Origin of the sequence: Actinospica durhamensis (assembly GCF_018139695.1) — a bacterium.
Lineage (GTDB): Bacteria > Actinomycetota > Actinomycetes > Streptomycetales > Catenulisporaceae > Actinospica > Actinospica durhamensis.
Window position 1 is genome coordinate 1 of sequence record NZ_JAGSOG010000078.1, and the last position, 14,446, is coordinate 14,446.

9 protein-coding genes are annotated in these 14,446 nt (G+C 72.0%); 3 read left to right on the forward strand and 6 right to left on the reverse strand.

Translation table 11 applies throughout. The annotated features are described in order from the left end of the window. Positions 1-61: 61 nt before the first annotated feature. The 3 genes from dnaG to KDL01_RS17030 all read right to left on the reverse strand — a co-directional run bounded on the left by dnaG (position 62) and on the right by KDL01_RS17030 (position 4,776). Positions 62-1,990, reverse strand: coding sequence for a DNA primase (gene dnaG / locus KDL01_RS17020; RefSeq protein WP_212529492.1), 1,929 nt, complete (start codon positions 1,988-1,990; stop codon positions 62-64). 86 nt (positions 1,991-2,076) lie between these two features. Next, entirely contained in the window at positions 2,077-3,324 is a 1,248-nt protein-coding gene (locus tag KDL01_RS17025) for a deoxyguanosinetriphosphate triphosphohydrolase (RefSeq protein ID WP_212529493.1), read from the reverse strand. Positions 3,325-3,333: 9 nt separating this feature from the next. Further along, positions 3,334-4,776: an MFS transporter gene (locus tag KDL01_RS17030; RefSeq protein ID WP_212529494.1), complete on the reverse strand. Its 1,443-nt coding sequence runs from the start codon at positions 4,774-4,776 to the stop codon at positions 3,334-3,336. A 91-nt stretch (positions 4,777-4,867) separates the two neighbouring features. Here KDL01_RS17030 and KDL01_RS17035 point away from each other — a divergent pair, with 91 nt between their 5' ends. The 3 genes from KDL01_RS17035 (at position 4,868) to KDL01_RS17045 (ending at position 10,847) form a co-directional block, all read left to right on the forward strand. Beyond that, positions 4,868-5,917 (forward strand): LysR family transcriptional regulator, encoded by a 1,050-nt coding sequence (locus KDL01_RS17035; RefSeq protein ID WP_212529495.1) that lies wholly within the window; start codon positions 4,868-4,870, stop codon positions 5,915-5,917. A 461-nt stretch (positions 5,918-6,378) separates the two neighbouring features. Then, a complete protein-coding gene (locus KDL01_RS17040) occupies positions 6,379-9,210 on the forward strand; it encodes a glycosyltransferase family 2 protein (protein ID WP_212529496.1) in 2,832 nt (943 codons plus the stop codon). Further along, positions 9,207-10,847 (forward strand): ArnT family glycosyltransferase, encoded by a 1,641-nt coding sequence (locus tag KDL01_RS17045; protein WP_212529497.1) that lies wholly within the window; start codon positions 9,207-9,209, stop codon positions 10,845-10,847. The genes KDL01_RS17040 and KDL01_RS17045 overlap by 4 nt, the downstream gene beginning before the upstream one ends. 94 nt (positions 10,848-10,941) lie before the next feature. On the opposite strand, the gene KDL01_RS17050 is transcribed toward KDL01_RS17045, so the two are convergent. The 3 genes from KDL01_RS17050 to KDL01_RS17060 all read right to left on the reverse strand — a co-directional run bounded on the left by KDL01_RS17050 (position 10,942) and on the right by KDL01_RS17060 (position 14,427). Continuing rightward, entirely contained in the window at positions 10,942-12,588 is a 1,647-nt protein-coding gene (locus KDL01_RS17050) for a substrate-binding domain-containing protein (protein WP_212529498.1), read from the reverse strand. Positions 12,589-12,758: 170 nt separating this feature from the next. Continuing rightward, a complete protein-coding gene (locus KDL01_RS17055; RefSeq protein WP_212529499.1) occupies positions 12,759-13,409 on the reverse strand; it encodes a LysE family translocator in 651 nt (216 codons plus the stop codon). A gap of 82 nt (positions 13,410-13,491) precedes the next feature. Beyond that, the gene (locus KDL01_RS17060) at positions 13,492-14,427 is read right to left on the reverse strand and encodes a LysR family transcriptional regulator (RefSeq protein WP_212529500.1); all 936 of its coding nucleotides are present in this window, start codon (positions 14,425-14,427) and stop codon (positions 13,492-13,494) included. Positions 14,428-14,446 lie beyond the last annotated feature (19 nt).

Sequence of the window (14,446 nt, forward strand, 5' to 3'; positions counted from 1 at the left end):
GGCGCGAGGTGCCGCCGATATGGGGCGGTACGGGGGAGTTCAGGGGTGGTCGCGGGCGAGATCAGACGCCGTAGCGGGTCTTGAGTTGATCCGCGTACGCCTGGTACGTCTGGAGTTTCGCGGACAGTGCGGCGACGGCGTCGGTCTCGCCGCTCGCGCCCAGGCGCATCAGGTCGGACTTCATCTGTTTGATCATGCGCACAGTGGAGTCCTTGCGCACGGCCGAGATCGTGGCCGCGACGTAGTGCGGCTCGACGGCGGTGGGCTGCTTCGGGTTCTGCTTGGCGTGCAGCCGCTCGACGGTGAGTTCGTTGATCAGGCGGCGTTCGAGATCGTCGGTGGCGTGTTCGTTCACGGCCGCGCGGAACGCGTCCTCGCTCACGGCCGCGCCGCAGCCGCCGGCCTTGGCGATGACACCGGCGATGGCGGCGTAGCGCGCGACGGTGAACTCGGTGAGTTCGAGTTCGTCGAAGCCGGCCGCGGTCTTGGGATGCTGGAGCGCGACCTTGAGCGCCTCGCGCTGGCGGAACTGATCGGCGACGGGCACGGCTTCCTGCGGGATGCGGGGCACTACCTGCGGCTGCTGCTGTGGCCGCTGCTGCTGTTGCTGTTGTTGGGGCGCGCGGGCGCCGCCGGTGACGGAGGCCTGCTCGCGGCGGGGGGCGGCCCGGCGGATCTCGGCGCGCACCAGGTCCTCCTCGAGGCCGAGCCAGCCGGACAGCTGCCGGCCGTAGCCCTGGCGCAGCGCGTCGTCGCGGATGCCGGCCACCACGGGGGCGGCCGCTCGCAGGGCACTGACCTGGCCTTCGGGGGTGTCAAGGTTGTGTTCGGCGAGCCTGGCGCGGATCACGAACTCGAACAGCAGCACGCCGGAGTCGACCAGGTCCCGTACCGCCGCGTCGCCGCGGGCCATGCGCAGATCGCAGGGGTCGAGGCCGTCCGGCTGGACGGCGACGTACGTCTGGGTCACCCAGCGCTGGTCCTCGGCGAAGGCGCGCACGGCGGCCTTCTGGCCGGCCGCGTCGCCGTCGAAGGTGAACACGATCTTGGCACCGAGGAACTGGTTCCGGTCCCCGGTGAGACGCCGCAGTATCTTGATGTGCTCCTCGCCGAAGGAGGTGCCGCAGGTGGCGATCGCGGTGCCCTCGCCGGCCAGGTGGCAGGCCATGACGTCGGTGTAGCCCTCGACCACCACGGCGCGCTGGGTGGTGGCGATCTCGCGGCGGGCCAGGTCGAGGCCGTAGAGCACGGAGGACTTCTTGTAGAGCGGGGTCTCCGGGGTGTTGAGGTACTTGGGAGAGTCCTTGTCCTCGCTCAGCCGCCGGCCGCCGAAGCCGATGATCTCCCCGCCCACGTCGGCGATCGGCCAGATCAGCCGGTGTCGGAAGCGGTCGATCAGGCCGCGCTGGCCCTGCGAGGCGAGGCCCGCGGTCATCAGTTCCTTGTCGGTGAAACCGCGCGTGTGCAGGTGGCGGACGAGGTGGTCCCAGCCCTCGGGCGCGTAGCCGAGCCGGAAGCGGTCGGCCGCGCCCTGGTCGAAGCCGCGTTCGGCCAGCAGTTCGCGCCCGATCCGCGCGCCCGGGGAGCCGAGCTGTTCGCGGTAGTACTGTGCGGCGGCCTGGTTGGCCTCGAGCAGTCTGGCCCGTTCGCTGCCGCCCTCGACCCGCTTGTTGTAGTAGGCGCCCTCGACGTAGCGCAGTTCGATCCGGGCGCGTTTGGCGAGGCGTTCGACGGCCTCGTTGAAGCTCAGGCCCTCGACCTTGGTGATGAAGGTGATCACATCGCCCCCCTCGCCGCAGCCGAAGCAGTAGTACATGCCGCGGGCGGGGGTGACGTTGAAGGAGGGGGAGCGCTCGTCGTGGAACGGACACAGGCCCTTGAGATTCCCGCCGCCGGCCGTGCGCAGCTGGAGGTACTCCCCGATGACGTCGGCGATGGCGGACGCGTCGCGCACCGCGCGCACGTCCTCGTCCCTGATCCGACCGGCCATGCTCGGAGTCTACTGGGGGGTGGCGACACCGTGACGAAGCGGACGGCGGGCGGCGCGGGGCGAGCGCGGCGAAGGGGCGCGGAGCGTCACTTTCCGGCCGTGACCAGCAACGTTCGGTAGCAGGCGTAGGCGGAGGCGTCGGTGAATCCGGCCACCTGGTCGACCACGATCCGCAGCCTGGCCGCGTCGTCGGGGGCGGCGGCGTGGAGGGCGGCGAAGGGCAGGTCGAGCTGGTCGGGGCGCTCGGCGAGGCGGGCGACGAGGTCCCGGATCAGGTCGCTCTGGGTGCGGCGCAGCGTGAGCGCGCGGTCGGTCTCCATCACGTAGCGGGCCGCGACGGCCTTGAGCAGCTCGCACTCGAGCCGGGTCTCGCGCGGGACGACGAGGCGGGCGGCGTAGCGGCGGTGCGGTCCGGGACCGAACTCGGCGCGGGTGGCGCGCACCACGGGGCGGCAGAAGCGGCCGATCAACTCGCTGGAGGTGCGCTTGAGCCGGGCCTGGGCGGCGAAGGAGCCGTCGAACTCGATGGGCCACCACTCCAGCGCCTGGAGCCGGTCGAGGGCGGCGGCGAGTTCCTCGGTGCCGGCGTCCGGGGCGTAGCCGAGGGTGCGGGCGAACAGGGCCTCGCGCTCCTCGGGGATGGTCAGCCGCTTCGGGTCGACCTTGCCCGAGTACACCGCGTCCTCGAGGTCGTGCACCGAGTAGGCGACGTCGTCGGACCAGTCCATGATCTGCGCCTCGAAGCACTTGGCCGTGGCGTACTCGGGCGGGGTGGCGGCGCGCACCCAGCGGAAGACGGGCAGATCGTCGCGGTAGACGCCGAACTTCCGCTCGCCCTCGCGGCGGCGCCAGGGGTACTTGGTGGTCGCGTCCAGCAGGGCGCGGGTGGCGTTGATCCCGGCCGAGCGGCCGTCGGCGGTGATGATCTTGGCCTCGAGCCTGCTCATGATCCGCAGGTTCTGCGCGTTGCCCTCGAAGCCGCCGACGGCCGCGGCCACGGAGTCGAGCGCGGCCTCGCCGGTGTGGCCGAAGGGCGGGTGGCCGAGGTCGTGGGCCAGGCAGGCGCCCTCGACCAGGTCCGGGTCGGCGCCGAAGGCCCCGGCCAGTTCCCGGCCGATCTGGGCCACCTCGAGGGAGTGGGTCAGCCGGGTGCGCGGGAAGTCGGACTCGCCGGGGGCCACCACCTGGGTCTTGCCGGCCAGCCGGCGCAGGGCCGCGCTGTGCAGGATCCGGGCGCGGTCGCGCTGGAACGGGGTGCGGTCGCCCACCCCGCGCTTCTCCCCGCTGACCGGCTCCACGGCGTAACGCTCGATGTCCGACGGCTCGTAGTCCACGGCCCCACGCTATCGCTCCGCGCCGACCCGGCCACCGAAGGCGATCACGGCGAGCGGCAGTGCCGCGCCGACGAGGGTGACCGACGCGGTGGCGGGCAGATCGGTGACGCCGACCGCGCTGACCACGGCCACGCCGAGCGCGGAGCCGGCCTGGCGGGCGGCGTAGAGCGCGCCCTGTCCGGTCGCGGCGTACCGGGCAGGCGCGGCGACGGACAGTTCGGCGGTGACGGAAGGCACGACCTGGGTGGCGGCGAGGGAGAAGACCAGCGCGGCCAGGGCGTAGCCCCACAGCGGGGCGTGCGCGCCGAGCCCGACGAGCAGCAGGGCGCCGACGAGGTAGGTGGCGAAGCCGCTCAGCAGCATCCGGCGGGCACCGAACCGGCCGATGGCGCGGGTGGTCAGCGGCGGCACCACGGACATGGGCAGGGTGGCCGGGAGGAAGAAGAGCCCTGTTTCGAGCGCGCTCAGGCCGCGCACCGACTCCAGCCAGATCGCGAGGGCGAACCAGAGTCCGTACCACAGGAAGTTGGTGGCCAGTGCGCACCAGATCGCGGTGCGCACGCGGGCGAGCGAGAGCAGCGCGGGCGGCAGGGCGGGTGACTCGGCCCGGCGTTCGACGAACGCGAGCGCGGCGAAGGAGAGTACGGATACACCGAACGCGGCCAACGCGGCGGGGGCGAGCCAGCCGGATTCGCCGGCGTCGATCAGGCCGAAGGTGAGTGTGCCGAGGCCGAGCACGGTCAGCAGCAGGCCGACGCCGTCCACCCGGGTGCGCGGGCCGCGCGCGGGTTCGCCGATGCCGCGGATGAGCCGGAATCCGAGCAGGGCGAAGGGCGGATTGACCAGGAAGATCAGCCGCCAGGACGCGGTGGAGCCGCCGGCCAGCAGCAGCCCGCCGAGGGCCGGACCCGCGGCCAGGCCCAGCGTGGTCACCGCGGCCCAGGACCCGACCGCGCGCACCCGCCGGGCCGGGTCGGGGTAGAGCACGCGCAGCAGCGTCAGGCTGGCCGGCATCAGTCCGGCCGCGCTCACGCCGAGCAGGGCGCGGCCGAGGATGAGGGTGGCGGAGTTCGGGGCGAGTGCGCACAGCACAGAGAACAGTGCGAAGGCGATCAGGGCGACGCGGAAGACGCGGCGGGAGCCGAAGCGGTCGGACAGGGCGCCGGCCGCGAGCAGCAGACCACTGACGACCACGGTGTAGGAGTCCGCGGTCCACGGCAGCGCCGCCGGGGAGGAGTGCAGGTCCGTGCCGATGCGGGGCAGCGCGACGTTCAGGACGGTGGCGTCGAAGTTGACCAGGAGCAGGCCGAGGGTGATGCCGAAGAACCGGGACCTGGCCTTGGGATCGGCTGCAATTTCGATCCGGGCACCGGCGCCGGCCACGTCCGCGGCGGCCCCGGTGGCCGCGGGGCCGGGCTCCGGCGCGGCCTGGGGAAGCGAGATCGTCGTCATGGCTCGAGGATCTCCGGGGCGCGGCGGAGCGGACAGGCCGTGCCTCCGATGGGGGTATCGGAGTTTCCGATGGCCGTGTCAGAATGACCGTATGGAGGCCAGACACCTGCGCGCGTTCCTCGCGGTACTCGAGTGCGGCGGGATCGCGGCCGCGGCCGAGCGGCTCGGCTTCGCCCAGTCCAGCGTGAGCGACCAGCTGCGCGGGCTCGAGCAGGAACTCGGCGTGGCGGTGCTGCGCCGCACCAGTACCGGTACCGCGCCGACCCCGGCCGGGGATCGGCTCGCCCCGCTGGCGCGCCAGTGGCTCGAGCTCGACGCGCGGCTGCGGCGGGAGGTGGCCGGGGCCAGGCCGTTGCTGCGCATCGGGGTGGTGGAGTCGCTGGCCACCGAATGGCTGCCGGATCTGCTCACCGCCTTCGAGTTCGGCGCGAGCGGCGGGGGTCCGGTCGCGGACACGGCGCTGAGCGTCGGCACGCGCTTCCAGGTGGCCGAGGATCTCGAGGCCGGCCGGATCGACCTCGGTTTCCTGTTCGACAACGGGATCGCGAGCGCGCTGGCGCACACGACGGTGGGCCAGGACCAGGTGACGCTGGTGGCCGCGCCGGACCATCCGCTGGCCCGGGACGGGCGGCCGGTGACCCGGGATGCGTTGATGGGGGCCGAGTTCCTGGTCGCGGACCACGGCTGCACCTCGCGCTACCTGCTCGACCAGTATGGCCGCGACATCGGGCCGTTCACCCGGGTGGGCATGATCACCGGCTCCACCGCGACGCTGCGGCGCATCGTGGCCAACGGGCGCGGGGTGACGATGGTGCCGCATCTGGTGGTACGCCGGGAGATCGAGGACGGCGAGCTGGTGGAGTTGAAGCTGGCGCCGGAGTGCTCGCTGCGGCTGGCCCGGGTGGGCATCGAGGCGCGCTGGCAGTCGGGCCTCGGCGCGGCGGAGGCGCCGTTGCAGGCGTTGCTGCGCCTGGCCCGGCGGCACTGTCCGCTGCCGGCGCCCGCCGCGAGCCGCGCCACGCCCGAGGCCACCCCCGCCAACGCGAAAAGCACCGCCGGACGGGCCGCGAGTACGGGCCCGAACACCGCCGCGATCCCTACCGTGGCGCGCCCCTCGCGCGCCACGCGCCGTGCCGCGTAACAAGCATGCAACACATTCCTCGTACGGCGGCGGCGCGGGTTTGAAGGCAGGAGACTGATTCCGTACGCGGCCGTCCTGGCGGGTCCGCGCACGCGGGAGGCCGTGAGCGTTCGCGGCTCGACCTCGACCGGCGGCTCGGCGGCAAGGGTCGAGGGCGGGCAGGAGCGGAGCGTGTGGTAGCGCAGCGGGAGCGCGTATTCACGCTACGAGATGACACCCGGCTTCGATTTTGCCGATTCTTAACAGATCTCGGATAGACTCCTGACCCGTTGAGAGCATCCAGCCGAGCAAGCAGCCGTCTGTTCTCGTGCGTTCCCTGTCCTGCATGGTGGTCACGACAGGGCTCTGACCGCGTCGCCCTGGGGGGTCGGACGCGGATCCGAAGGGTTGGGGAGGGCTTTGCTTTGACCGTACTCGAGGACCGTGCGCGCCCGCGGCCATTGCTGAGCGGGCATCTGGACATGGATACGGGGACCTTCGCGAAGCTCCCCGATCCGATCGCGGCGCCGCCGCCCGAAGTCGGCGCCTGGTCGCGCTGGCTGGGCCGGATCGGCCTGGCCGCCGCGGCCGTCGTCATCGCGATCGAGCGGCCCGGGCCGTGGCTGCCGGCCGCGGCCTTCGCCTTCGGCCTCGGCCTGGCCTGGGTGGCCGGGTGGCGCGGGCGGCAGCTGCGCAACATCGCCTTCTTCCTCGCGGTGTTCACCAGCGGCGTCAACTACCTGTCATGGCGGTTCACCGTCGTCGCGATCGGCGGGCATCCGCTGCCCGGCTGGATCATCGGCATACCCCTGTACCTGGCCGAGATGCACGCGGCGATCCATACCATGGGCCTGCACATCGGGCTGTGGCCGCGCAATCCCCCGGCCGAGCCGGAGGCCTACTACGGCCGCCGGTACGTGCCGCCGGAGCTGCGGGTGGACCCGTTCCGCTACCCGATCTACGTGTTCGTGCCGACCGTGGACGAGGGCGAGGAGGTCCTGCGCCCCACCCTGACCGGGATCATGGCCGCCAGAGACGCCTATCTGGAACAGCACCCTTACTCCGAGATCACCGTCGTGGTCTGTGACGACGGCTTCGTGGCGAAGAAGGACACCGTCCCGGAGATCGCGGCGCTGTGCGAGTCGCTCGGCGTGATCCACGTGGTGCGCGAGGTGGGCGGCGGCGCCAAGGCGGGCAACATCAACCACGCCAGGGGCGCGGTCGGAGCCGACGGCGACGTGCTGCTCGGCATCTTCGACGCGGACCAGATCCCGCGCCGCGACTTCTTCCTCAAGCTGGTCGTCGGCTTCGACGACCCGGACGTGGGCTGGGTGCAGTCCGGCCAGTTCTACGGCAACCGCACCAACCCGGTGGCGCGCTGGGCGGACGACCAGCAGTCGCTCTTCTACCGGCTGCTGTGCCCCGGTAAGGCCGCGCACAACTCCTCGTTCATCTGCGGCACCAACTTCCTGATGCGGGCCAAGGCGATCGACTCCATCGGCGGCATCCCGACCGGCTCGATCACCGAGGACTTCGCCGCCTCCATCCGGATGGCCGCGGACTGGCGCGCGATCTACTTCACCGGCATCCTCGCGGTCGGGCTCGGCCCGCTGGACCTGGGCTCGTTCTTCAAGCAGCAGGACCGCTGGGCCCGCGGCACGCTCAACATCATGTGGGACCACTGGCGCGACCTGCTGCTGCCCGCGCCGAAGGGCCGCAAGGGCCTGAGCGCCCAGCAGCGCGCGCACTACCTGCTGGCCACCACGCACTACTGGTGCGGGGTGCGCGACCTGATCTTCTGTATCGCGCCGGTGCTGTTCGTGCTCACCGGGATCAGCGGCGTGCGCGGCGCCACCGCCACCGACTTCCTGATGTACTTCGTGCCCTACTTCGCCCTGTCCATCGCCGGGTTCTGGCACGCGGCCTGGGACATCACCAGCTGGCGCTGCATCATCGCCAACTACGGCTCGTTCCCGGTGCTGCTGCAGGCGGCGTTCCGGGTGGTGATCGGGCGCAAGGGCGACTTCACCCTCACGCCCAAGAAGCGCAGCACGCTCTCGCCCTGGCGCACCGCCCAGCTGCACCTGATCGTCGTCGGGTTCTGCCTCATCTCGTTCGTCAAACTGCTGATAAGGCCGGGCGGCGCGGCGTACTGGCTGGCCGGATTCTGGCTGCTCTACCTGTGCCTGATGTCCGGGATGCACATGATCCTGGTAATGCTCGACTCGCGCCAGGGCCGGCGCGAGCGGCGGGAGAAGGCCCTGTTCGGCACCCTCCCCGCGCAGCCGCTGATCCCCCGACCCGACCCGCACCAGCGGCGCCACCGGCGGCGGCCGGTGCGGCGGCTGCCCAAGCCGCGCACCGCGTTCGCCGGAGTCGTGGTGGGCGGGGCGATGCTGCTGGTGCTGGACACCAGCACGATGCAGGCGCAGTCCGCGCCGCTGCACCTGGCCAACGCGGCGCTGCCGCTGCACCCGTACGTCGGGGTCGGCGCGCTGGCCACGCCGTACGCGGGCACCGGAGTGGTGCAGATCGAGAAGACGCTGGGCGTCACCTTCGGCACCACGGCCCGCACCCAGGAGATCGCGGACGCCTTCGACGTGGCCTGGGCCGACTCGGTCGCGACGCACGGCGGCGTGCCCTGGCTGACGCTGGTGTTCTCGCAGAACGGCAAGACCTCGCTCGACTCCTCGCTCACCGCCATCGCCAACGGCAGCGACGACGACGCCATCTCGCGCTGGGCGCAGGAGATCGCCGCCTACGGCAAGCCGGTGTATCTCACGGTGCTGCCGCAGGCCGACCGCAACTACGCGGCCAGCTCGGGCGTGGCGAACGGCGGCATACCGCAGGACATATCGCGGGCCTGGGCCCATATCCGGGCCCTGTTCGCCGCGGCCGACGCGGGCAACGTCTCCTGGGTGTGGACGCCGGGCGACCCGGGCGCGGACGCCGCGTACGCGCCGCCGGCCTCGCAGGTCGACGCGGTGGCCCTGACGATGGCCGAGTTCCCCAAGACCACCTGGGCCGATCCGACCACGGCGCTGGACGCGGCCGCGGCCGAGCACCCGGGCAAGCAGCTGCTGCTGCAGGTCGCGGTGGACGGCACCCCGACCCAGCGCGCGGCCTGGCTCGAGGAGCTGGCCATGGCGGTGTCGCTGCGCTCGGACGTGGCCGCGGTGGTCTACCAGGAGGCCGGTCCGGTGGACGACCTGTCCGGCAAGGACGCGCTGCCCTGGGCGCTGACCGCCGATCCGCAGACCGTGGCGGCGTTCCAGAAGCTCTCCGCGCAGCTGGCGACGGTGATCAACCGATGACCGCCACCGTGCCCGCCGCCTCGACGGCCCCGGCCGTCACCGTCATCCACACGCTCGACCCGGCCGAGCTCGCCGGGCCGAACCCGTGGCAGCGCTTCACCGAGACCCGGTTCGGCCGCTGGCTGATCGCCCGGATCGCGCTGATCGCGGTGCTGGCGCTGCAGATCGCGCTGGCGCTGCGGCTGCACAACACCGCGTTCGAGGACGAGGGCCTCTACCTCTACGCCGGGCACCACGAGATCGCCTGGCTGCTGCACCACACCAACACCTACGACAACTACGCGACCTACTTCTCCGGCGCGCCGTTCCTCTACCCGGTGCTCGGCGCCGCGATGGACGGGCTGTTCGGACTCGAGGGCGCGCGGGCGCTGAGCCTGGTGTTCATGCTGGGCGCGACCTGCTGCGTGTGGGGCGTGGCCCGGCGCCTCTACGGCCGGCCCGCGGCGGCCTGCGCGGCGGCGCTGTTCGCGGTGGCCGCGCCGACGCTGTTCCTGAGCCGGCTGGCCACCTACGACCCGATGTCGCTGTTCCTGCTGGCCTTCTCGCTCTGGATCGTGGTGGCCACCGCGCGCCGCTGGGCGCTGCTGGTGCTGCTGGCGGTCCCGCCGGCCGTGCTCGCGGTGGGCACGAAGTACGCGGGCCTGCTGTTCGTGCCGACGATCGCGCTGGTGGCGGTGTTCGCCGGGCGCTACGGCGGCCGGGAGCGGGAGACCGGCGAAGCCAGGCGCCGCGGCTGGCTGGCCGCGATCGGCAGAGGCCTGCTGTTCAGCGGCGCGTTCGGCGGCCTGGTCTACGGCTGGCTGAAGCTGCTCGGCCCGGCGTACGTCACCGGCATCACCTCCACGACCACGAACCGCGCCAGCGGGGGCGACTCGCTCGGCTACATCCTGACCCTGGCGGCGGAACTCGGCGCGGGGGTGGCCGTGCTCGCGTTCGCCGGAGTGTGGGTGGACGCGCGGTTGGCCAGGTCCGACGGCGGCAGCCGCGGCGAGGTGGTCTCCCGGCTGCTGCTGAGCCTGGTGCTGGCGGGCACGGTGCTGCTGGCCCCGGCGTACCAGGTGCATCTGCACACGGCGACGTCGCTGCAGAAGCACGTGGGCTTCGGCCTGGTCTTCGCCGCCCCGGTGGCCGGCGTGGCCCTCGCGGCCCTGCTGCGCGTCGGCGGCCGCGATCCACGCCGCCTCGGCGCCGGCCTGCTCGTGTGCCTTGGCCTGACCTGGGGTGCGATCACCCAGTCCGCCCAGCTCTACGACGGGTGGCCCAACTCCGCGCAGATGGTCGCGGACCTCAAGACCCAGATTCGCCCGGTGACGGACCGCATCCTGGTCGAGGAGGACGAGGTCCCCCGCTACTACCTCAGCGACCTGACGCAGCCGTACCAGTGGTACAGCACGTTCTCGTTCACCTACACGACCAAGCAGGGCAAGGTCCTGACCGGCGTACCGGCCTACCAGCAGGCGCTGGCGGACCAGTACTTCGCCCTGGTCGTGCTGCGCTTCGGCCCGACCGCCGCGCTGGACAACGAGATCGACGCGCCGCTGATGGCGAAGAAGGGCTACACCCTGATCGCCAAGGTGCCCGACTCGGACGAGTACGGCACCGGCTACTACTACATCTGGCGCTCGGACAACTCCTGACGCTGACGCTGGCGGGTGCGGGGACGGGTGCGGGGCGCCGCGAGGTTCCCCGCACCTGAGCCGAGGGCTGACCCTGAACCGCGCAGTGGGACGGCTACGGCAGCTCGCAGTCCCCCGCCACCGAACCGCTCAGCTCGTCGCACGGGATGAAGCCCGCATCCTGGTCGGCGAGCTGGGCGGTTTCGGCCGGGGACTGGAGGAAGGACAGGAACGAGCGCACCTGCACGGACGGGGTCTGCGCGGTGTAGAGGTACTCCGGCACGGCGAAGGTGTAGCTGCCGTCGAGCACGTCCGCCTGGTCCGGCTTGGCGCCGTCGATCGACAGGGCACTGACGTTCGGGTACTGCTCGAGCGCGTCGATCTCGGCGAAGCCGATCGCGTTGGAGGTGTCGTTGATGTAGTCGAGCATCTTCTGGGTGCTGCCCACGTCGCAGCTGCCGGTCCGGGTGGCCGGCGCGGCCGCGGTGGAGGACGCGGAGATCGCCGGGCAGCTCTTGGCGCTCTGCAGCACGCCGCCGTCGAGCCCGGCCCACTTGGCGAACTCGAGCGCGGTGCCCGAGCCGTTGCTCCGGCCGACGGCCACGAACGGCACGCTCCCGGACGCGGCCTCGCGGTACAGGCCGCCGATGCCGACGGCGGAGTAGCCGCCCTGCGGGATCTCGAAGGCCGGATCGGTGCTGACGGTCTCGGCGAAGGCGTTGTTGGCCACGACGGCGAAGATGACCATGCCGATCGGATCGGGCTTCCAGGACGCGGGCACGCTCTGGCCGGACTCGTCCACCATCAGGATCGTGTCCTGCTCCAGGGAGTCGCCGTGGTCGGAGATGGCCTTGGCGCTGCCGTCGGCGGTGATCACGATCTTGGCCGAGGGGCACTGCTGGGTGTAGTCGGCCGCGGCCTCGGCGACCACGTGCGCGAACGCGGTGCTGCCCTCCACCTGGACCTGCAGGTCCCCGACGCAGGCGGCGCGCGGGGTCAGCGCCCGGTGCGCGGTGAGCGCGCCCACGCCGAAGGAGACGGCCAGCGTGGCCACCAGCAGCACCGGCAGCGTGGTGCGCCACACGCGGTGCCACCAGGCGTGCCGCCGGAAGACGAACTTGCCCTGCTTGAGCTCTCCCCTGACCTCGATCTTGTACTCGTTGGGCCCGAGGTCGTTGCCGGTGCCGGAGAGGAAGACCGCGAGTTGGAAGGCCTCCCTGCGCCCGAGCGTGACGTTGTCGGGCAGGGTGAGCACGGACACGTCCCGCATCCCGCCGTTCTCCTCGCGCAGCCCGCAGGTGGTGGAGGTGATGGCGGCGCGCAACTCGTCCAGCCGCCCCGAGGACAGCGGCCGGCCCGGCTCCCCGGACAGCTCCTCGGGCTCGCGCACCTTCACCACGCGCACGTGGCGGTGCGGGAAGGAGATCCGGAAGCGGTCGAACTCCTCGGACTGGAAGCCCACCTTCTCGGTGCCCGCGTTGGCGAAGCGCAGGATCACGAAGCTCTGCACGAAGTGCGACTCCTGCGATCCGGCGGACTGCCCGCCGGTGACCGAGATGGTGAGGTTCGGCTCCTCCTTGTTGACCACCTGGTCGAACACGGGGGTGACCGAGACGAGCCTGCGGTGGATGAGGTAGCGGTCGGCGAGCCGGTAGACCCCGGTGCACACCCCCAGCAGGGCGGCCGTGGAGACGGCGGTGGCCACCTCCCGGTTGTCGATCACCCGGTTGAGATCGGCGACGAAGCCGTCCAGAAACGCCATCTTCCCCTCCACCACCCGTGCCCCGCCGCTCCGGCGTTCGCGAGAGCACCAGTGCACTCCTTCGCCCGCCGACGCGGCGTGGAAAGCGGTGGCCGAGGGGTGAAACGTGGGTGAACTCGGTGGCGGGTGGGGTGGCTCAGGGTTCGTGTTCGCTGCGGCCCGGCGCCGCGTCAGGCGACCGCGGTCGAGCGATCCATCGCGATCTTCACCGCCAGCGCGCCGAGCACCGTGCCCATCGCGTACCGCTGCACCCGCAGCCAGCTCGGCCGCTTGGCCAGGAACCCGGCGATACTCCCCGCGCACATGGCGATCGCGCCGTTCCCGCACAGCGCGACGAAGATCTGGGTGAGGCCGAGGACGAAGCTCTGCTGCGCCACGTGCCCGCGCGAGGGCTGGACGAACTGCGGCAGCAGCGAGAGGTAGAGCACTGCGATCTTCGGGTTCAGCAGGCAGGTGAGGAAGCCCATCGTGAACAGCTTGCGCGGCGGCTGCGGGATCAGCTCCTTCGGTGTGAACACCGAGATCCCGCCGGGCTTGAGCGCGCTCCACGCCATCCACAGCAGGTACCCCGCGCCCGCGAGCTTGATCGCCAGATACAGGTCGGGCACCAGCGTGAACACGGCGGTCAGGCCGGTCGTCACGGCGGCGAGGTAGACCAGGAACCCCAGGGCGACCCCGGTCAGCGACACCAGCCCGGCCCGGCGGCCCTGCGTGATGGAACGGGAGACGAGGTAGATCATGTTGGGCCCCGGGCTCAGTACCATCCCGAGCTCCACGGCCGCGATCCCGAGTCCGGAGTGGGTACTGATCGAGAAGTCCATACGCCGAACCTAAAGGCCGCGCTCAGCCCGGTCCAATCAGGTTCCGGAGAAGATCATGAATCTCCACATATCCGTGGCAGTCCTATGCGGGCGGTTCCTGGGCGCTGTGGCGCAGGCCGGTGCGCAGCGCGTCGCGGAAGGCCCGGACGGCCGGTTGGCGGGCGGCGCCCGCGCGCACGCTGGTGGTGAGCCTACGGTGCGGACGGCCGGGCAGGTGCGCCAGCCGCATCAGGGGCCTGCGGTCGGCGGTGAGCAGCAGGCCGGGCAGGATGGTGGCGGCGTGGCCGGTCTCCACGAGGTGGACGGCGAGCAGCAGGTCCGGGCTCTCGAAGCGCACGTCCGGCTCGAAGCCGCCGGAGCGCAGCAGGTTGCGCTGCCACTGTCCGGGCGCGCCTTCCTGCGGGTCGAGGATCCAGGGCAGGCCGTCCAACGCGGCCAGGCGGACGCTGCTGCCGTCGTCCGCGATGACGCCGGCGTGCTTGCCGGTGCGCGGCAGCGCGAGCCACAGTTCGTCGTGGGCGAGCTGCTGCGTGTGCACGCCCTGGACCCGGGCCGGCGAGAGGCCGGGGTACTCCTCGCCGAGTACGACGTCGAAGTCGTGCGCGACGAGGCCGGCGAGGGCGGCCCCGGCCTCCTGCTGCTCGATCTCGATCCGCAGCCGCGGGTAGCGCTCGGCGAGCACGGTGAGGGCGGCCGGGATCAGCGCGAGCAGCACGGACTGGAAGGACGCGACGCGCAGGGTGCCGGAGACCTCGGTGAGCGAGGCGCGCAGATCGGCCTCGGCCTGCTCGAGCCGCTCGAGGATCGCGTCGGTGTGCTCGACCAGGACGCGGGCCTGCGCGGTCAGCCGCACGCCGCGCCCGGCCGGCTCCAGCAGCGTCACGCCCGTCTCCGCCTCGAGCTGGGTGAGCTGCTGGGAGATGGCGGACGGGCTGTAGCTGAGCGCGCGGGCCACGGCGGCGAGCGTGCCGCGCCGGTCGAGCTCGCGCAGCAGCCTGAGCCGGTGCACGTCGAGCATGGCGGATCGGCCTCCTCGC

Bases quoted from the DNA above. Each gene is read 5' to 3' on its own strand.
- KDL01_RS17040 (WP_212529496.1), top strand. From the start codon at position 6,379: ATGGATACGGGGACCTTCGCGAAGCTCCCCGATCCGATCGCGGCGCCG.
- dnaG (WP_212529492.1), bottom strand. From the start codon at position 1,990: ATGGCCGGTCGGATCAGGGACGAGGACGTGCGCGCGGTGCGCGACGCG.
- KDL01_RS17035 (WP_212529495.1), top strand. From the start codon at position 4,868: ATGGAGGCCAGACACCTGCGCGCGTTCCTCGCGGTACTCGAGTGCGGC.
- KDL01_RS17055 (WP_212529499.1), bottom strand. From the start codon at position 13,409: ATGGACTTCTCGATCAGTACCCACTCCGGACTCGGGATCGCGGCCGTG.
- KDL01_RS17045 (WP_212529497.1), top strand. From the start codon at position 9,207: ATGACCGCCACCGTGCCCGCCGCCTCGACGGCCCCGGCCGTCACCGTC.
- KDL01_RS17060 (WP_212529500.1), bottom strand. From the start codon at position 14,427: ATGCTCGACGTGCACCGGCTCAGGCTGCTGCGCGAGCTCGACCGGCGC.
- KDL01_RS17050 (WP_212529498.1), bottom strand. From the start codon at position 12,588: ATGGCGTTTCTGGACGGCTTCGTCGCCGATCTCAACCGGGTGATCGAC.
- KDL01_RS17030 (WP_212529494.1), bottom strand. From the start codon at position 4,776: ATGACGACGATCTCGCTTCCCCAGGCCGCGCCGGAGCCCGGCCCCGCG.